Origin of the sequence: Alcanivorax profundi (genome assembly GCF_003597125.1) — a bacterium.
Lineage (GTDB): Bacteria > Pseudomonadota > Gammaproteobacteria > Pseudomonadales > Alcanivoracaceae > Alcanivorax > Alcanivorax profundi.
In genome coordinates, this window is sequence record NZ_QYYA01000001.1 from 1100700 (window position 1) to 1117940 (window position 17241).

Below are 17241 nucleotides of genomic sequence, written 5' to 3' on the forward strand. Positions count from 1 at the left end.
TTTGTTAGACATCGATTTCATAAATTCATTTATGAATCAGTCTCTTCTTGACCACAATTGGCAAAACGTCGAATAGACAGAGAAATTCAACGCCAAGCCGTCATTTACAAACAAAAAAGGCGGCCATGACGGCCGCCTTTTTCTGCAGGGTCAGATGCCCCGCTCCAGCAACATGGAACGGATATGACCGATGGCCCGAGTCGGGTTAAGACCTTTAGGGCAAACACTCACACAGTTCATGATGCCGTGACAGCGGAACAGGCTGAAGGGGTCGTCCAGTTTGGACAGACGCTCTTCAGTGGCATTGTCGCGGCTGTCCGCCAGGAAGCGGTAGCTCTGCAACAGCGCCGCCGGACCCAGGAACTTGTCCGGATTCCACCAGAAGCTCGGGCAGCTGGTTGAACAGCAAGCACACAGAATACATTCATACAGACCGTCGATCTTGGCACGCTCTTCCGGAGACTGCAGACGCTCGATGGCCGGAGCCGGAGTGTTGTTCTGCAGGTACGGTTGTACCTTTTCGTACTGGTTGTAGAACATGCCCATGTCCACCACCAGGTCACGAATGACCGGCAGACCCGGCAGCGGGCGCAGGATCAGGGGTTTCTTGCCTTCCAGTACACCCGGTGCCACCTGGGACAACGGAGTGATACAGGCCAGGCCGTTCTTGCCGTTCATGTTCATGCCGTCAGAGCCACATACACCCTCACGACAGGAGCGACGGTATGCCAGGGACTGATCCTGTTCTTTTACCAGAGCCAGGATGTCCAGCACCATGAGGTCTTTACCCTGGGTATCAACCTCATACTCCTTCATGCTCGGCTCGCGGTCCGTTTCCGGATTGTAGCGATAGATACTAACTTTCATCGTAGTACTCTCCGTTAGTAGGTCCGAGCCTTGGGCTGGAAAGTGTCGACCGTCTTCGGTTTGAAGTTCACGTCACGCTTGCCCAGCTTTTTGGCTGTCGGGTCGAAGATGGAGTGGCACAGCCAGTTCTCATCGTCACGATCCGGGTAGTCGTAACGGGAATGGGCACCACGGCTCTCGGTACGACCTTCGGCAGCAATGGCCGTCGCTTCCGCCACTTCCAGCAGGTTGTCCAACTCCAACGCTTCGATGCGCGCAGTGTTAAACGGCTTGCTCTTGTCTTCAAGGTGTGCGTTTGCGATACGCTTACGCAGGTCAGCCAGCTTGGCCACACCTTCCGCCATCAGATCACCCTTGCGGAATACACCGAAGTGGTTCTGCATCACGCTCTGCAGCTCTTTGCGCAGAGCGGGCACAGACTCCCCACCGGTAGAAGATTCCCAGCGATTCAAACGGGCCATCGCTTCGTCGATGTTGGCATCCGTGGGCTCGTACTGGGTCATGCCCTGACGGAGCTGGTCTTCAATGTACAGACCCGCCGCACGCCCGAACACCACCAGGTCCAGCAAAGAGTTACCGCCGAGACGGTTCGCACCGTGTACCGATACACAAGCTACTTCACCGACCGCGAAGAGACCGTTAACAAACTGGTCTTCACCTTCATGGCCGCCAGACAGCTTGATGGCCTGACCATGAACGTTGGTGGGGATACCACCCATCATGTAGTGACAGGTTGGTACTACCGGGATCGGCTCTTTCACCGGATCGGTCTGTGCGAAGGTAATGGCCAGTTCACAGATGCCCGGCAAGCGGCTGTGCAGCACTTCTTCACCCAGGTGATCCAGCTTCAGGAATACGTGATCACCATCCGGGCCGGCACCACGACCGTCCAGAATTTCCATCATCATGGAACGGGCAACAACGTCACGGGACGCCAGATCTTTGGCGTTCGGCGCGTAACGCTCCATGAAGCGCTCGCCGTCCTTGTTGATCAGGTAGCCACCCTCACCCCGGCAACCCTCGGTTACCAGCACACCGGCGCCAGCGATGCCGGTCGGGTGGAACTGCCACATTTCAATGTCCTGCACCGGCAGACCAGCACGCAGGGCCATGCCCACGCCGTCACCGGTGTTGATCAAGGCATTGGTGGTAGAGGCGTAGATACGACCGGAACCACCGGTGGCAAAGACGGTGGCCTTGGCCTTGAAGAACACGGTCTCACCGGACTCGATGTCGATGGCGATCACACCACAGACATTACCCTCATCGTCCTTGACCAGTTCAGAGGCATACCACTCGTTGTAGAACTGGGTGCCGTTCTTCAGGTTCTGCTGATACAGGGTGTGCAGCAGCGCGTGACCGGTACGGTCAGCAGCAGCACAGGTACGAGCAGCCTGACCACCTTCACCGAAGTTCTTGGACTGACCACCAAACGGGCGCTGGTAGATACGACCTTCTTCGGTACGGGAGAACGGCAGACCCATATGATCCAGCTCGAACACCGCTTCCGGGCCGACATTACACATGTATTCGATAGCGTCCTGGTCACCGATGTAATCGGAACCTTTAACGGTATCGTACATGTGCCAGCGCCAATCATCGTTGGGATCGGCAGACGCGATCGCACAGGTGATACCGCCCTGGGCGGATACAGTGTGCGAACGGGTCGGGAATACTTTGGAAATCAGCGCAGTCTTGAAGCCGGACTGGGCCATTTGCAGTGAGGCGCGCATACCGGCACCACCACCACCTACGACGATAGCGTCAAATGTAATAGTGCGAATGGACATGGATTACGCCCCTCCCCAGATCAGAACCAGACCCCACAGCAAGTAAACGATCAGCGCCAGTGCAATTGCCAGCTGGGCAATCAAACGCACGGCGGTAGCCGCTTTACCAAAGGTCAGGCTGGTCAGGTAGTCGGTGGTGACACCCCACAGACCTACCCAGGTGTGTGCTGCAACAGCAATTACCAGCAAGGTATTGGCAATCTGCATGCAAACAGAGCCCATGAATTCCTTCCAGCTGCCGTAATCCAGCTCACCAGCAGCCATCAGATAGCCCAGCATGCCAATCAGATAAACACCAATAATGACAGCTGAGACTCGCTGGATGAGCCAGTCGTACAGGCCATTACGGCCCAGACTCGTTACAGGGGTTACCATATCCAGCCTCCTACCAGCAGAATCAATACCGCAGAAATGATGAACACCAGCTTGGCGCCGCGACGGCCGCCTTCGAGGGTTTCACCAACGCCGGTATCCATGATGAGGTGGCGAATACCTGCCACCAGGTGATACAGCAATACAGCCAGAATGGCCCATACCACCAGCTTCACCAGCGGGGAGGTCATCAATGCTTTCAGGTCCGCAAAGCTCTCGGGAGACGCCAGGGAGCGATCCAGCATCCACAGCAGAATCGGCAATGCCAAAAAGATGGCAACGCCGGTAACACGGTGGGTAATGGACGCTATAGCCGTGACCGGGAACTTGATCGTGCTCAGATCGAGGTTAACGGGTCGCTTGTCGTTCACGGTAGCCTACTTATAGCCGGGCCCCATCACAGATCGGGGCGGTTGTCGGGAACTTGGTAGCGTAGCTGAGATCAGAACAATAACTCTGATCTCAGCAAGCTGCCTGGGCCGGGGTGGGCCCACAGCAAAACACCACCGGTGATTTGCCGGGCGGCAGTATATCGCCGCATCCAGCGCAAAACAAACGCTGCGCACCATTCAGGTACAATCGCGTTTACCTAAGACATTGATATACAAAGACGCACCTCATGAGAGCGTGAACATTCATGCTGCACCACGGTGAGGCATAAATGTCACATCTGCGTAACACGCTGTTTACCCTACAAAAGTCTGACCCGCCGGTTCCCGGGTTCGCGTTGACAAAGGTGTGTCAAAACTTTACCTTCCACCGCGCTTTGGAGGACCTTCCCTGCCTGACGAAGTCTTTCTGTGACTTCACAGAGGAAAGTTCCCTGTCCGCCAATGGAGAGATTCCCATGACCGAGAAGAAAGCCACTCTGAGTGTTGATGGCAAAGGCCTTGACCTTCCCATCTACTCCCCGACCCTGGGCCGCGACGTTATCGACGTGTCCTCCCTGGTAGCCAACGGTGTTTTCACTTTTGACCCTGGCTTTACCTCCACCGCTTCCTGCGAATCCAAAATCACCTTCATCGACGGTGAAGTAGGCAAGCTGCTGCATCGGGGCTACTCCATCGAGGAGCTGGCAGGCAAATCCGATTACCTGGAAGTGTGCTACACCCTGCTCTACGGTGAGCTGCCTTCCGCTGAACAGAAAGAAGAGTTCGTCAGCACGGTGAAGAACCACACCATGGTTCACGAGCAGATCCGCAACTTCTTCAACGGCTTCCGCCGTGATGCGCACCCGATGGCCATCATGTGTGGCGTGGTTGGCGCCCTGTCCGCCTTCTACCACGACTCCCTGGACATCAATAACCCGCAGCATCGTGAAATCACCGCGTACCGCCTGATCGCCAAGATGCCCACCATCGCGGCCATGTGCTACAAGTACGCTCTGGGCCAGCCTTTCATGTACCCGCGCAATGATCTGGGTTACGCAGAAAACTTCCTGCACATGATGTTCGGCAACCCCTGCGAAGAGTCCAAGATCAGCCCGACCCTGGCCAAGGCCATGGACCGCATCTTCATCCTTCACGCCGATCACGAGCAGAACGCGTCCACCTCTACCGTCCGTCTGGCCGGTTCCTCCGGTGCCAACCCGTTCGCCTGTATCGCTGCAGGCATCTCTGCCCTGTGGGGCCCGGCACACGGTGGCGCCAACGAAGCTGTACTGAATATGCTGGATGAGATCGGCTCCATCGATAACATCGAGACGTACATTGCCAAGGCCAAGGACAAGAGCGATCCGTTCAAGCTGATGGGCTTCGGTCACCGCGTTTACAAAAACTATGATCCGCGCGCCACGGTAATGCGTGAATCCTGCCACGAAGTACTGGCCGAGCTGGGCGTAAACGACCCGCAGCTGGAACTCGCCATGAAGCTGGAAGAGATCGCCCTGAGCGACCCCTACTTCAAGGAGAAGAAGCTGTTCCCGAACGTGGATTTCTACTCTGGCATCATCCTCAAAGCCATCGGTATCCCGACCTCCATGTTCACCGTAATCTTCGCCCTGTCCCGTACCGTGGGCTGGATTGCACACTGGAACGAGATGATCTCCAACCCGTACAAGATTGGCCGTCCGCGCCAGCTGTACACCGGCGAAGCCGAGCGTCCGTTCGTACCGGTCAACGAGCGCAAATAAACGCTTGCTGCCGACTACAAAAAAACCGCCTTCGGGCGGTTTTTTTGTAGTCATTTCTCCGCCCCCTCTCACAGCGAATCCACAAAAATTCACACTATGCATTTGCCTGCCTGCTGTCTGCATGCAAGCATCCTTGCTTCCCTCAACAATCTGCTGGCTAATTATGAAAAAAATTACTGCGCTCGTCGTGATCGCCGTCATCGCCGCTTACTTGCTGTTCTGGCCCGTTCCCATTGAACCGGTGGCCTGGCAAGCGCCGCAGGCGCCGGCATTGGAAGGGCCCTATGCCGTCAACGACAAGCTCGCCAACGTGTCTCAATTTGGCCAGGGGGAAGGTATCGGCCCGGAGGATGTAGCCATTGATGACAACGGCTATTTTTATGTTGGCTATGACGACGGACGCATTGTCCGCTTTGACCCGGATGGCAAACACCCCGACCTGATAGCCGACACCAAAGGCCGGCCACTGGGTCTGGACTTTGACCCCGCTGGCAACCTCATCGTAGCCGATGGTTACAAGGGTCTGCTCAGTATCGCCCCCAGCGGAGCCATCAAAGCGCTCAGCCAACGTGCTGAGGGTATCGACTTTGGCTTTACCGATGATGTGGACGTGGACAGCAACGGCATCGCCTATTTCACCGACGCCTCCAGCAAGTTTGGCCCAGCTATGAAAGCCCGTGACGACGTACTGGAGCACGGCGGCCACGGCCGCTTTCTGCGCTACGATCCCGCTACTGGCACCACCGACGTCCTGCTGGATGGCCTGCAGTTCGCCAATGGTGTAGCCCTCTCTCAAAACGAAGACTTCGTACTGGTCACCGAAACCGGCAACTACAGCGTGATCCGGTACTGGCTCAAGGGCGACAAGGCCGGCACCCATGATATTTTCTTCGATAACTTGCCGGGCATCCCCGACGGCATTTCTGCCAACGGCAATGGTACCTTCTGGGTTGCCCTGTTCAGCCCGCGCAATGCCATGCTCGACAGCATGTCCGACAAACCCCTGCTGCGCAAAGTGGCCTTCAGACTGCCCGAGTTCCTGCAACCACAGCCAGCCCATCATGCCTTCGTACTGGGCCTCAACGAACAAGGCCAGGTGACCCACAACCTGCAGCACAATGCCCCTGAAGCTTTCGCCCCGATTACCAGCGTCGAACAGGTTGGCAACACCCTCTATCTGGGCAGCCTGACCGCATCCGCCTTTGCGGCTTATGTCCTGCCGCAGACGCCTGAAACGACGCCAGCCCCCCAGGGAGGCGCCCAATGAACTCGTTACGCGCCGCCTTTATCGGCCTTGGCACCATGGGTTTTCCCATGGCCGGACACCTAGCCAACGCAGGCCTCGCCATGACGGTGTACAACCGCACAGCAAGCCGGGCAACCCGATGGCAACAGCAACACCCGGGGTTGACGGCAGATAACCCTGCTGCGGCGGCGGACGGCGCTGACCTGGTCTTTGTCTGCGTTGGCAACGACGATGACCTGCGACAGGTGACCCTGGGGCCTGAAGGCGCGCTGCAGACCCTCAAGCCTGACGCCATTCTGATCGACCACACCACCGCCAGCGCCGCCATGGCACGGGAGCTGTCACAGGCTTGCCAGGACCGCGATGCGCATTTCATCGATGCCCCGGTTTCCGGAGGCCAACAGGGCGCCGAAAACGGACAACTCTCCATCATGTGCGGCGGCAACCCTGCCATTTACCAGCGCGCCCTGCCCGTGCTTGAGCACTACGCCAAAGCCTGCAACCTGCTGGGCCCCGCCGGCAGCGGGCAGCTTACCAAAATGGTGAATCAGATCTGTGTTGCCGGGCTCGTTCAGGCACTGTCTGAAGGCGTGGCTTTTGCTAACAACGCCGGACTGGACGCGAAAAAGGTCTTCGAGACCATCAGCCAGGGCGCGGCCTCATCCTGGCAAATGATCCATCGTCACCAAACAATGATTGACGACGAGTTCGACCACGGTTTCGCGGTTGACTGGATGCGCAAGGACCTGGATATCTGCCTGCAAGAAGCCGCTCGCAACGGCACCCCTCTGCCAGTGACATCCCAGGTCAACGATTTCTATCGGGAGCTCCAGGCCATGGGAGGCGGGCGCTGGGACACGTCCGCCCTGCTCCGCCGCCTGACACGAGACGAATGACCGGATCGCACCTTAGTTGACCTGTTTTTCTGCCCCCTTTTCGGGCACAAGGGCCTTGGCATTCTCGCTGGCAAGCCGCCGTGCCACGTTTTCGGGCAGCGCATTCAGCAAAGGCAGATAGCTCTTCATTTGTCTCGAAAGGCTGTCAAAATGCCCGACAAGGTCACTGCCAAGCGTAAACCTGCCCGGATATTGCTCGATCAGCGCGACCCAGTCAGGATCCGCCTTGCCATCGTCGAGCACATAGTGATCCTTCACACTCCAGGACAAGTCCACATACAGGTTGTCATAGCGCGCCAGTAACGCCTCAAGAATGGGAACCAGCGTTTTCAATGGCGGCTGCTTGTCCTCCACTCCGCCACTGGTACCCGCATGAGCCAGCACGAAACGGGTGTCAGGGTTCCCTTCCAGCGCCTCTTCCAGCTCCTGCAGATAAATCGGCGTCTCCTCCCGCAGGGAGGTGAGGTTGCTGTGTAGCAACACTGGCAGGCCGTACTCTGCCGCCACCTCATACACCTGCATCAGGGCCGGGTGGTTGGCACGTGGCGTCTCGCCCTCGGTCAGCGCAGTCAGCTGGTCATGGCGGGTAAGAACCTCACCGATGCCAAACCACATCCCTGGATAGCGCTCGATCAACGCCTCAATCTGCCCTGCAGCATGCAAATCCGTGGGATTGAAACCACTAATAAACGGTTTGATTCGCTGACGTTGCTCAGGCTCAAGACCGGTAATGGCCTGGGCAACAATGTCATCGGTAGCGCTGTAGTAATACAGCGGGGACTCATCCCCCAGGTAATAGCGCGGCTTGCGGGGAGCATCCGCCTGCCACTTCTTCATGACCGGCAACCCAAATAACCAGACCTGCTCTACGCTGGCGCGGTCCATCGCCGAGATCAGTGCCTCTGTCCCCTCACTGTCCTGCATGAAATCCACGTAGTGCAGATGAGCATCCACAAAGGACAAGTGGTAACGATTTTCCGCCTGACTGGCACAGGCAACATTCAGGCTCAACAACGTCACCATCACACCATGAGCAAGCCAGCGCAGGGGCGATTCCGGCATTCCTGCAATCCTTTTCTGATTCACTTGATTTCAAAAGACCGCCCAGCCCGTCAGGAGTTCGACACCGATCCCGGTGACAGACAACATTTTACACAACGTCTATTTGTGGACATTTAATTCCATTTATCCCAATATGGACATCATTAATCCTCCTGACGCTAGCGGAGAGACCATGCAAACCGCCACACAACCTCGCCCACAACCGCTGGACGATCACGCCCGTCACGCCGCCCTGCGTGCGGTACTCACGCTGCTGGGGCATTGGCAATGCACGGAAAAGGAAAAGATGGCGTTACTTGGCGTAGGCCGCTCGACCCTGCACAAGTACCAGAGTCAGCCTGACAGCGCCCGAGTCAGCCAGGATTTGCTGGAACGTCTCAGTTACCTGCTCAATATCCACCAGGCTCTGCGTACCCTGTTTGGCAACAAGGAAAACGTCTACGGCTTTGTGCGCATGGCTAACCATAATCCGTTTTTCAATGGCGCCAGCCCCATGGACATCATGAGCGCAGGGACTGTCGCTGCCCTGTATGAAGTCCATCGACAACTGGACAGCCTGCGGGGCGGCCAATGGGGTTAGCCAACCTGCCCCGCCTGGCGTTTCGCAAGCACACAGCCTATCGTCTGGTGAACGGCAAATACCCGCCGATCCACATTTTCGATGATGTGGCCGACCAGGCAGATTTTGACGCTCTCTATGCGGTTCAGGCGCTCACCAACCCCCGTTTACAACATGAGATTGGCGACCTGAATCGGGTCCCCGCCGAACAGCGGCCCTGGGGAATTCCTGGCTGCAACTACGCACTGGGGCCCTTTGTGCACATCAACCCGGAAGGCTCACGGTTTTCCAGTGGAACCCATGGGGTGTTCTATTGCGCCGACAAGATGGCCACGGCCATCGCCGAGACACGCTATCACCAGGAACGCTACTTCCGTAATGTGGATGGTCTCAAGTACGACCGCATTGTCATGCGCGGTCTGACCACGCAATTTTCCGCCACCCTGGTGGATATCACCCCTGCCAGCCGCCACCCCGAATGGCATGCCCCCAATGATTACCAGGCAGCCCGAGCCCTGGGGGAGCAGGTGATCAGCGAACAGGAGGCGGGCATTCACTATGAATCCGTGCGAGCCCCGGGCAACCGTTGTCACGCCTTGTTCAGCCCCCGGATGATTGAATCTGTTATCCCCAGCCAGCATTACGAGTACATCTGGGATGGCGAACGCATCTCTCATGTGCTCACCATCCGCCGCTTTATCGGCACCTGAACCCGCCCCCACATGACAGAAAGCAGGCTCCAGGGATTTCCAGGTGAGGCAGGCATGACAAGAGAGAGGCTGGCAACAACCCAATAAAAAAGCCCCACTCTTTCGAGTGAGGCTTCTTTATGTGGCGTCCCCTAGGGGAGTCGAACCCCTGTTACCGCCGTGAAAGGGCGGTGTCCTGGGCCACTAGACGAAGGGGACGTGTTTGGTGGAGCTAAGCGGGATCGAACCGCTGACCTCAACACTGCCAGTGTTGCGCTCTCCCAGCTGAGCTATAGCCCCAGAGTCACCAATGGAACACGATGCGTCCCGGTTGGTGCGGCGTATTCTACCGGCCACCCCCAACCTGTCAAGCGACATCAAGTGGTTTTTTTCAGAATGAAGTCCGTTTGGCTACATTCTGGGCAAGCTGCTGAAAAACTGGGCGAAATTCACCACCTCAGCCGTAGCAGCGTCGCTGGCGGCGCGATAGCCCAACCTCAGCAGCGAGTTACGAAAACCTTTCCGCGAGAAATACGTTTTTGCTCTTCGAAACTCGCTTCTCGCAACTCGCCACTATGGTGATCGCGCCGCCAGCGACGCTCCTACCGTCAAGCCTCAACCCACCGGCAGGTCCCGGTACGCCTTCTCCAGCTTCTTCATCTGCTTCTTGGACACCCCGCCCAACACCTCGATGGCATTACGCAAGCGCGCGCGACTCACATCGGAGCCAATGATCTCCATGGAATCCACCACCGAGAAGCTGGCACTGGTGCCCGCTATGGCAATGAATACCGGGAACAGGAAGTCCTTGATCTTCACCTCGAGTGCATCGGCGATGGCCTTTGCGTCCGCAAACAGGCCATCACGCTGCCAGTCACTGCGCGCTTCATAGGTCCACAGCAGATATTGCAGCCACACTTTCATGTCATCCGCGGTGTACTGTTTGTGTTCGAAGCTCGCCTCGCTAATGGCCGGCATACCGTTGAAACAGAATGCCGCCTTGTCCGCCACTTCGGACAGCGTCTCTACACGCTGACGCAGGTGGGGAATGATCTTCATGGCGTAATCGCGGTTGTATGCCCAACTCAGCAGGGAATCCAGAAACTGCTCATCACTCTGATCGCGCAGCCACTGGCCGTTGAGCCAGCTCAGTTTTTCCACATCGAATACCGGACCACCCAGAGACACCCGCTGAATATCAAAGGCGTCCTGCATTTGCGCCAGTGAAAACTTCTCGCTCTCATCCGGCATGGACCATCCCATGCGGCCGAGGTAATTCACCAGCGCTTCCGGCAGATAGCCCATGCGCTGATAGAACAGGATGCTGGTGGGGTTCTTGCGTTTGCTGAGCTTGGACTTATCCGGATTCCGCAGCAGCGGCATATGGCACAGCACCGGCATATCCCAACCAAAGTACTGGTACAACAGTTTGTGTTTGGGGGCGGAGTTGAGCCACTCTTCACCACGGATCACGTGAGTGATTTCCATCAGGTGATCATCGACGATATTGGCCAGATGATAGGTAGGCATGCCATCGGACTTGAGCAGGATCTGCGCATCCACCAGGGCCCAATCCAGTTCCACCGTACCGCGCAACATATCCTCGATCTCGCAGCGGCCGTCCACCGGTACGCGCATGCGGATCACGTAGGGCGCACCCTGCGCCTCGCGTTTGGCCTGCTCGTCGGCAGGCAATTCCAGATCCTGCGGTTTCAGCGCCCGGTTCTCGCCTTTTTCTTTCAGCTCAGCGCGCAACACATCCAGCTCTTCACTGGTGCGATAGCACTTGAACGCATGCCCCTTCTCGATCAGCGTCTCGGCATACTCGCGATACATGCCCTTGCGCTCGCTCTGGCGGTACGGACCGTGGGGGCCGCCCACATCCGGGCCTTCGTCCCAGGTCAGCCCCAGCCACTTGAGCGAATCGAGAATCATCTGCTCGGACTCCGCGGTGGAGCGTGTCTGATCGGTATCTTCGATACGCAGAATGAACTGGCCACCGTGCTGTTGGGCAAAGCAGCGATTGAACAGGGCAATGTAGGCGGTGCCGACGTGAGGATCGCCGGTGGGCGACGGGGCAACGCGGGTGCGAACAGTCATGCGGACTCCAATAAGGCAAACTGGCGCGGATTATACCTGTCTAAACACGCACCATATAGACAAGGCACGGCGGGTTTCTGATATGGTTGTGACAGTTTAATGATTCCCGTTAACGTTGTTGCGACGTCTGCCTGTCGACAACAAGCCATTCACTGGATTCAACGTCATCAAGGAAAAGACCATGCGTATCCCTTTCCAACGTTCTGTTCTGGTCGCTTTGGTAGCCAGCGCTACTCTGCTGCAGGCCTGCTCCGAACAACCCGAGCCCGCCAGGGAAGACAACAAAGCTGCCGCACCCGCTGCTCCCGAACAACATGCAGCACACGAGGCAGAGGCGCCCAAGGCTAGCGGCATTACCCGCAGCACGGCACCGGAAGGCGCCAGGGTTTTCTTCGTCTCCCCCGAGGATGGTGCCACCGTCAGCAGTCCGGTCACGGTTGAATTCGGCCTGGAAGGCATGGACGTTGCGCCCGCCGGCACCGATCAGGAAAACAGTGGCCACCATCATCTGCTGATCGATCTGGATGAAAAGCCCGCCATGGACATGCCTCTGCCCGCCACCGAGCACGTCGTGCATTTCGGCAAAGGCCAGACGTCCACAACACTGGAGCTGGAACCCGGCGAGCACACTCTGCAACTGCTGTTGGGTGACTGGCGCCATATTCCCCATGATCCAGCAGTAATGTCCCGGGAAATCACCATTACGGTGGAATGAACAACCTGAAAAGGGCCTCACTTGAGGCCCTTTTCAATCTTGCCAATGCGTCTGAATCCTCACTGTCCAGGCTTGGTCTGGAACGCCAAAACCCGGAGCCTCCCGTTAACGCAGCAACAAATGTGGCACCTTCGCCTCTCGAATCATCTTGTTGGTAGTGCTGCCAACAAAGAATTCACGAATGCGAGAGTGGCCATAGGCTCCCATCACCACCAGATCTACGTTGTGGCTTTGCTGATAGGCATGCAATGCCGGCTCGACCTCGCCTTCCAGTTGTGCACGGGTAACCTGATGCCCTGAGTCACTCAGTTTGTCTGATGCCCATTGCAAGTCTTCGGATTTCCCCACTGACACCAGGTGACAATCCAGCCCTTTGAACATCGGGCTGTTGGCCAGCATGGTGACGCCCTTGCGGGTGGTCTCGCTGCCGTCATAAGCCAGCATGATCGTCTGCGGAGGGGAAAACTCCCCCGTGGTCACCAGGATCGGGCGACGAACCGCACGAATCACCCGCTCCACATTGTCCCCCACCTGGGCCCCAACGCCGTTATGCTCTTCGCCTTGCTTGCCAATCACCAGCAGGCGCATGCCGTCTTCCAGTTCCACCAGCGTATCCACCAGATCACCATGGCGCTGACGGCTTGACGGTTCGCTCGCGCCGGCGGCCACCACCCGGGCATGCGCAGCCTCGAGCATTACCTTGCCCTGCTCAAGCGCCAGGCGGTTACGCTGAGCATCCAGATCCGCCAGTTCCTGCAACAGATGCTCGCGGCCACCCAGTGCAAGATTGCCACTGTAGTCGGCGGTTACCGGGTAGCGGGAATGATCCAGTACATGCAGCAGGTCCAGGGGAGCATCCAGCCGCTGGGCCGCCCAGGCAGCATAGTCGCAGACCGTGGCAGACGCGGTTGAGCCATCGATGCAGGCTATTACGTTAGTCATGTCCTCTCCCTGGCTCAGTGGCCGCCCATCAGTTTTTCAACTTCTGCCGGCTTGTCGTGTACGCCGAACTTGTCCACCAGCGTGGCGCTGGCTTCGTTCAAACCGGTAATGTCGACCTCGGTCCCTTCGCGGCGGAATTTGATCACCACCTTGTCCAGTGCACCAATGGCAGTAATGTCCCAGAAATGGGCGCGGTGGACATCAATGGTGACCTTATCAATGGCTTCCTTGAAATCAAAGGACTTCACGAACTGGTCCGCAGAGGTGAAAAACACCTGCCCCACCACCTCATACATGCGGTGGCCATCATCCGCATGTTGCGTGGCTTTCACATAGAAAATACGGCCCACCTTATTGGCATAGAACAGCGCGCTGAGCACAACACCGATACCCACACCGATGGCCAGGTTATGGGTCGCAACGGTGGCGGTCACGGTGGCCAGCATCACGATCGTGCTGCTGGGCGGATGCTTGGCAATATTGGTGATGGACTCCCAGCTGAAAGTGCCGATGGAGACCATTACCATCACCGCCACCAACGCAGCCATGGGAATCTGCGAGACCCACTTGCCGAGAAACACCACCAGCACCAACAGAAAGCAACCGGCAAACAGGGTCGAGAGCCGCTTGCGCCCTCCGGATTTCACATTAATCACCGACTGGCCAATCATGGCGCAACCGGCCATGCCGCCCAGAAAACCGGAGACGATATTGGCAATACCCTGCCCCTTACATTCGCGATTCTTGTCACTCTCGGTATCGGTCAGGTCATCCACAATCGTGGCCGTCATCATGGACTCCAGCAGACCAACCACCGCCAGGGCCAGGGAGTACGGGAGGATGATTTTCAGCGTTTCCAGATTCAGCGGAATGTCGGGCAACAGGAAAATCGGCAGGCTGTCCGGCAGCTCACCCTTGTCGCCCACGGTAGGGACATCCAGCCCCAGGAACATGGCCACCCCGGTGATCACGATGATACAGATCAGCGGTGACGGCACTGCGGTGGTCAGCAGTGGCAGCAGATAAATGATGCCAAGGCCCGCCGCCACCATGACATACACGTGCCAGGTCACCCCTTCCAGTTCGGGCAGCTGAGCCATGAAGATCAGGATAGCCAGGGCGTTCACAAACCCCGTCACCACCGAGCGCGACACGAATCGCATCAGGTTGCCAAGCTTGAGAAAACCGGCAATAACCTGTAACCCACCAGTCAACACCGTAGCCGCCAGCAAGTACTGGAGACCGTGATCTTTCACCAGCGTCACCATCACCAGCGCCATGGCGCCAGTCGCCGCAGAGATCATCCCGGGTCGCCCACCGGCAAAGGCGGTCACCACGGCGATACAGAAAGAGGCATACAACCCCACTTTGGGGTCTACACCGGCAATGATGGAGAACGCGATCGCCTCCGGAATCAGCGCCAGCGCCACCACGGTACCGGCCAGCAAATCTCCGCGGAGGTTGCTGAACCATTCCTGCTGGATAGAACGAATCATCGACAAACCCTGTTAAGCTGGAAAGCGGCCCAAATCGGGCCCGGAAAGGGCGCGGAGTCTAGCAGATCGGCCCCCTGCGCAACAGGCAGGCCATCGGCAGGTCTACGCGAAACGCCCCCAACATGCGACAATGCGTCCCCGTTTCGCCGACCGATAGCCGTTGATGACAGACGCCGCCCCACAGCCCCTGGACCGCCGCCTCAGCGTGGCCCCCATGATGGACTGGACCACCCGGGATTATCGCTATCTGGCACGCCTGATCACCCGGCATACCCTGCTTTACACCGAAATGGTGGTGGCTCAGGCCATCCTGCATGGTGACCGTGACCGTTTCCTGTCATTCAATGATGAAGAGCACCCGGTCGCGCTGCAGCTGGGCGGCAGTGACCCGCGGCAACTGGCTGAAGCCGCCCGCATCAGCGAGCAGTATGGCTACAACGAGATTAATCTGAACGTGGGTTGCCCGTCAGATCGGGTTCAACAGGGCAAGATCGGCGCCATCCTCATGGCCGAACCTGAGCTGGTGGGTGAATGCGTGGAAACCATGCAGGCTGTCGTTTCCGTACCGGTCACGGTAAAGACCCGCATCGGCATCGACGACCAGGACGATTACGACTTCCTGTTCCGATTTGTGGAGCAGATTGAGCGGGCCGGCTGCACCAGCCTCACCATTCATGCCCGCAAGGCCATACTCTCCGGACTTTCGCCCAAGGAAAACCGCGAGATTCCCCCACTCATTTACCAGCGTGCCTACGCAATCAAGCAGGCATTTGCACACATGGAGATCATCCTTAACGGCGGAGTGAAAACCCTGCAGGAAGTTCATGATCACATGGGCGAAGTGGACGGTGTCATGATTGGGCGCGAGGCCTACCAGAACCCGTATTTCCTGGCCGATGCCGACCAGGTGGTATTTGGCGATGCGCGCCCTGTCCCCAGCCGTCGTGAAGTCGCCGAGCAGTTCCTGCCCTATCTCGAGCGCCGTTACGCCCTGGGCCATGCGCCCAAACATGCCCTGCGCCATATCCTCAACCTGTTTCAGGGGGAGCCCGGTGCGCGCAAGTTCCGGCGTCACCTGAGCGAGAACATGCACAAACCCGGCACTACCCCACAAGTGCTAATGGACGCTTTGGCGCAACTGCCTTAGCCTGTAGTCATCGATTGTCGCGCCGAATTGATTGCCAGGCGCGGAGATCAGTTGAAAGTTTAAAGTTGAAACGCGAGGCAAAGGCCGAGCAGCCACTGAAGCTCTGGAGTTCCGCGCTGAAATCAACGTGAATCGCGGCTCCGTCGATTCACGTCTTGCATTGATCGATACCGCGCTTTTGAACTTTAAACTTTCAACTCAGCCCCTTTCGGGGCACGACAAATCAGCATTCTGTCATGACGAACCTGTACTGTGCCGGGCATGACACCACAAGGAACGGAAACCGTGAACAAACGCGAACAGCTTGCCCAATGGACCTCTCTGGTGGCAGATACTGGCGACCTCGACATGATTGCCGCTCTGGCCCCCGAAGATGCCACCACCAACCCTTCCCTGCTGCTGGCTGCCGCTAAAGACGAACGATACCGTGGCCTGCTGGAACAGGCCGCAACCCTCTGCGAAGAACTCGGCCATAAAGGCGAAATGGACTGGCTAACAGATATCTGTGCTTGCCTCGCGGGTCAGGCCATCCTGGAGCGCGTTCCCGGCCTGGTCTCCACCGAAGTGGATGCACGCCTGTCATTCGATACTCGAGCCACCGTAGAAAAAGCCCGCCGGTTGATGAGCATTTACCGGGAACTGGATGTGGACCCCTCTCGTATCCTGATCAAGATCGCGGCCACCTGGGAAGGCATACAGGCCGTGCGAATCCTTGAAGAGGAAGGCACACGCTGCAACGTCACCCTGGTCTTCAATCAGGCGCAGGCACTGGCAGCCGCGGAAGCCGGCGCCACACTGATTTCCCCGTTTGTCGGCCGTATCTACGACTGGTACCGCAAAAGCGGTATGGATATCGCCACCGCAGACGACGACCCGGGCGTCCAGTCCGTGCGAGAAATTTACCGCACCTTCAAGGCCCGGGGGCTGGAAACCATCGTCATGGGCGCCAGCTTCCGCACCGCCGACCAGATCGAAGCCCTTGCCGGTTGCGACAAGCTCACCATCAGCCCGGCGCTGCTGGAGGAACTTGCCAGCCGCGATGGCACTCTGACTCAGGTACTGGATGCGGAACTGGTTGCACCGGAAAGCGACTGGACCCCGGTCAACGAGCCCGCCTTCCGCTGGCAAATGAACGACGATCCCATGGCCTGTGATCTTCTGGCGGACGGTATTCGCCGTTTTGCCAAAGATCAGCAAGCCCTGGAAACACTGCTGACATAAGGAAACGG

Annotated in this window: 16 protein-coding genes and 2 tRNA genes; 8 read left to right on the forward strand and 10 right to left on the reverse strand. The window is 57.8% G+C overall.

Features of this window, described 5'->3' with window-relative positions:
- Positions 1-150: 150 nt before the first annotated feature.
- Genes D4A39_RS05110 through sdhC form a run of 4 tightly spaced genes read right to left on the reverse strand, consistent with a single transcriptional unit; the run spans position 151 to position 3400 of the window.
- Positions 151-867, reverse strand: a complete 717-nt coding sequence (locus D4A39_RS05110) for a succinate dehydrogenase iron-sulfur subunit (RefSeq protein ID WP_022986642.1) — start codon at positions 865-867, stop codon at positions 151-153.
- 14 nt (positions 868-881) lie between these two features.
- Positions 882-2657, reverse strand: coding sequence for a succinate dehydrogenase flavoprotein subunit (sdhA, locus tag D4A39_RS05115; protein WP_022986643.1), 1776 nt, complete (start codon positions 2655-2657; stop codon positions 882-884).
- 3 nt (positions 2658-2660) lie between these two features.
- Complete coding sequence (gene sdhD / locus D4A39_RS05120; protein ID WP_022986644.1) at positions 2661-3032, reverse strand: succinate dehydrogenase, hydrophobic membrane anchor protein; 372 nt, start codon at positions 3030-3032, stop codon at positions 2661-2663.
- Positions 3026-3400: a succinate dehydrogenase, cytochrome b556 subunit gene (gene sdhC, locus D4A39_RS05125; RefSeq protein ID WP_022986645.1), complete on the reverse strand. Its 375-nt coding sequence runs from the start codon at positions 3398-3400 to the stop codon at positions 3026-3028. Before sdhC ends, sdhD begins: the two co-directional genes overlap by 7 nt.
- A 476-nt stretch (positions 3401-3876) precedes the next feature.
- Here sdhC and gltA point away from each other — a divergent pair, with 476 nt between their 5' ends.
- The 3 genes from gltA to D4A39_RS05140 all read left to right on the forward strand — a co-directional run bounded on the left by gltA (position 3877) and on the right by D4A39_RS05140 (position 7302).
- Positions 3877-5160, forward strand: coding sequence for a citrate synthase (gene gltA / locus D4A39_RS05130; RefSeq protein WP_022986646.1), 1284 nt, complete (start codon positions 3877-3879; stop codon positions 5158-5160).
- Positions 5161-5323: 163 nt separating this feature from the next.
- Positions 5324-6427, forward strand: a complete 1104-nt coding sequence (locus D4A39_RS05135) for an SMP-30/gluconolactonase/LRE family protein (protein ID WP_022986647.1) — start codon at positions 5324-5326, stop codon at positions 6425-6427.
- Entirely contained in the window at positions 6424-7302 is an 879-nt protein-coding gene (locus D4A39_RS05140; protein ID WP_022986648.1) for an NAD(P)-dependent oxidoreductase, read from the forward strand. The genes D4A39_RS05135 and D4A39_RS05140 overlap by 4 nt, the downstream gene beginning before the upstream one ends.
- Positions 7303-7314: 12 nt before the next feature.
- Here the strand turns inward: D4A39_RS05140 and D4A39_RS05145 are convergent, their stop codons facing one another.
- Positions 7315-8364, reverse strand: coding sequence for an amidohydrolase family protein (locus tag D4A39_RS05145; RefSeq protein WP_022986649.1), 1050 nt, complete (start codon positions 8362-8364; stop codon positions 7315-7317).
- A gap of 172 nt (positions 8365-8536) precedes the next feature.
- On the opposite strand from D4A39_RS05145, the gene D4A39_RS05150 reads away from it, so the two are divergent.
- Together D4A39_RS05150 and D4A39_RS05155 are read left to right on the forward strand one after the other, a co-directional pair.
- The gene (locus D4A39_RS05150; protein WP_022986650.1) at positions 8537-8944 is read left to right on the forward strand and encodes an MbcA/ParS/Xre antitoxin family protein; all 408 of its coding nucleotides are present in this window, start codon (positions 8537-8539) and stop codon (positions 8942-8944) included.
- Entirely contained in the window at positions 8935-9633 is a 699-nt protein-coding gene (locus D4A39_RS05155; RefSeq protein ID WP_022986651.1) for an RES family NAD+ phosphorylase, read from the forward strand. The genes D4A39_RS05150 and D4A39_RS05155 overlap by 10 nt, the downstream gene beginning before the upstream one ends.
- Before the next feature lie 122 nt (positions 9634-9755).
- On the opposite strand, the gene D4A39_RS05160 is transcribed toward D4A39_RS05155, so the two are convergent.
- From D4A39_RS05160 to gltX, 3 genes are all read right to left on the reverse strand, one after another.
- Positions 9756-9831: transfer RNA gene (locus D4A39_RS05160), tRNA-Glu, on the reverse strand.
- A 5-nt stretch (positions 9832-9836) separates the two neighbouring features.
- Positions 9837-9912, reverse strand: a tRNA-Ala gene (locus D4A39_RS05165).
- Positions 9913-10227: 315 nt separating this feature from the next.
- Positions 10228-11712 carry a glutamate--tRNA ligase gene (gltX, locus tag D4A39_RS05170; protein WP_022986653.1) on the reverse strand — a complete coding sequence of 495 codons (1485 nt, stop codon included), beginning with the start codon at positions 11710-11712 and terminating at the stop codon, positions 10228-10230.
- A gap of 181 nt (positions 11713-11893) precedes the next feature.
- Between gltX and D4A39_RS05175 the strand changes: the two genes are divergently transcribed.
- Entirely contained in the window at positions 11894-12427 is a 534-nt protein-coding gene (locus D4A39_RS05175) for a DUF4399 domain-containing protein (protein WP_022986654.1), read from the forward strand.
- A gap of 105 nt (positions 12428-12532) precedes the next feature.
- Here D4A39_RS05175 and D4A39_RS05180 read toward each other — a convergent pair whose 3' ends face one another.
- Entirely contained in the window at positions 12533-13369 is an 837-nt protein-coding gene (locus D4A39_RS05180) for a universal stress protein (protein ID WP_119917609.1), read from the reverse strand.
- A 14-nt stretch (positions 13370-13383) separates the two neighbouring features.
- On the reverse strand, positions 13384-14865 hold the full coding sequence (locus D4A39_RS05185) for a SulP family inorganic anion transporter (protein WP_119917610.1): 1482 nt from the start codon (positions 14863-14865) through the stop codon (positions 13384-13386).
- Between the two features lie 163 nt (positions 14866-15028).
- On the opposite strand from D4A39_RS05185, the gene dusA reads away from it, so the two are divergent.
- Both dusA and D4A39_RS05195 read left to right on the forward strand, forming a co-directional pair.
- Complete coding sequence (gene dusA / locus D4A39_RS05190) at positions 15029-16012, forward strand: tRNA dihydrouridine(20/20a) synthase DusA (protein ID WP_022986657.1); 984 nt, start codon at positions 15029-15031, stop codon at positions 16010-16012.
- A 285-nt stretch (positions 16013-16297) separates the two neighbouring features.
- Complete coding sequence (locus D4A39_RS05195) at positions 16298-17233, forward strand: transaldolase (RefSeq protein ID WP_022986658.1); 936 nt, start codon at positions 16298-16300, stop codon at positions 17231-17233.
- The last annotated feature ends 8 nt before the right edge of the window (positions 17234-17241 follow it).

What these genes read in the sequence shown, in the direction of transcription:
- dusA (WP_022986657.1), top strand. Translation starts at nt 15,029, where the DNA reads ATGACAGACGCCGCCCCACAGCCCCTGGACCGCCGCCTCAGCGTGGCC.
- D4A39_RS05150 (WP_022986650.1), top strand. Translation starts at nt 8,537, where the DNA reads ATGCAAACCGCCACACAACCTCGCCCACAACCGCTGGACGATCACGCC.
- D4A39_RS05140 (WP_022986648.1), top strand. Translation starts at nt 6,424, where the DNA reads ATGAACTCGTTACGCGCCGCCTTTATCGGCCTTGGCACCATGGGTTTT.
- sdhA (WP_022986643.1), bottom strand. Translation starts at nt 2,657, where the DNA reads ATGTCCATTCGCACTATTACATTTGACGCTATCGTCGTAGGTGGTGGT.
- D4A39_RS05155 (WP_022986651.1), top strand. Translation starts at nt 8,935, where the DNA reads ATGGGGTTAGCCAACCTGCCCCGCCTGGCGTTTCGCAAGCACACAGCC.
- sdhD (WP_022986644.1), bottom strand. Translation starts at nt 3,032, where the DNA reads ATGGTAACCCCTGTAACGAGTCTGGGCCGTAATGGCCTGTACGACTGG.
- D4A39_RS05110 (WP_022986642.1), bottom strand. Translation starts at nt 867, where the DNA reads ATGAAAGTTAGTATCTATCGCTACAATCCGGAAACGGACCGCGAGCCG.
- D4A39_RS05135 (WP_022986647.1), top strand. Translation starts at nt 5,324, where the DNA reads ATGAAAAAAATTACTGCGCTCGTCGTGATCGCCGTCATCGCCGCTTAC.
- D4A39_RS05180 (WP_119917609.1), bottom strand. Translation starts at nt 13,369, where the DNA reads ATGACTAACGTAATAGCCTGCATCGATGGCTCAACCGCGTCTGCCACG.
- gltA (WP_022986646.1), top strand. Translation starts at nt 3,877, where the DNA reads ATGACCGAGAAGAAAGCCACTCTGAGTGTTGATGGCAAAGGCCTTGAC.
- D4A39_RS05185 (WP_119917610.1), bottom strand. Translation starts at nt 14,865, where the DNA reads ATGATTCGTTCTATCCAGCAGGAATGGTTCAGCAACCTCCGCGGAGAT.
- gltX (WP_022986653.1), bottom strand. Translation starts at nt 11,712, where the DNA reads ATGACTGTTCGCACCCGCGTTGCCCCGTCGCCCACCGGCGATCCTCAC.
- D4A39_RS05175 (WP_022986654.1), top strand. Translation starts at nt 11,894, where the DNA reads ATGCGTATCCCTTTCCAACGTTCTGTTCTGGTCGCTTTGGTAGCCAGC.
- D4A39_RS05145 (WP_022986649.1), bottom strand. Translation starts at nt 8,364, where the DNA reads ATGCCGGAATCGCCCCTGCGCTGGCTTGCTCATGGTGTGATGGTGACG.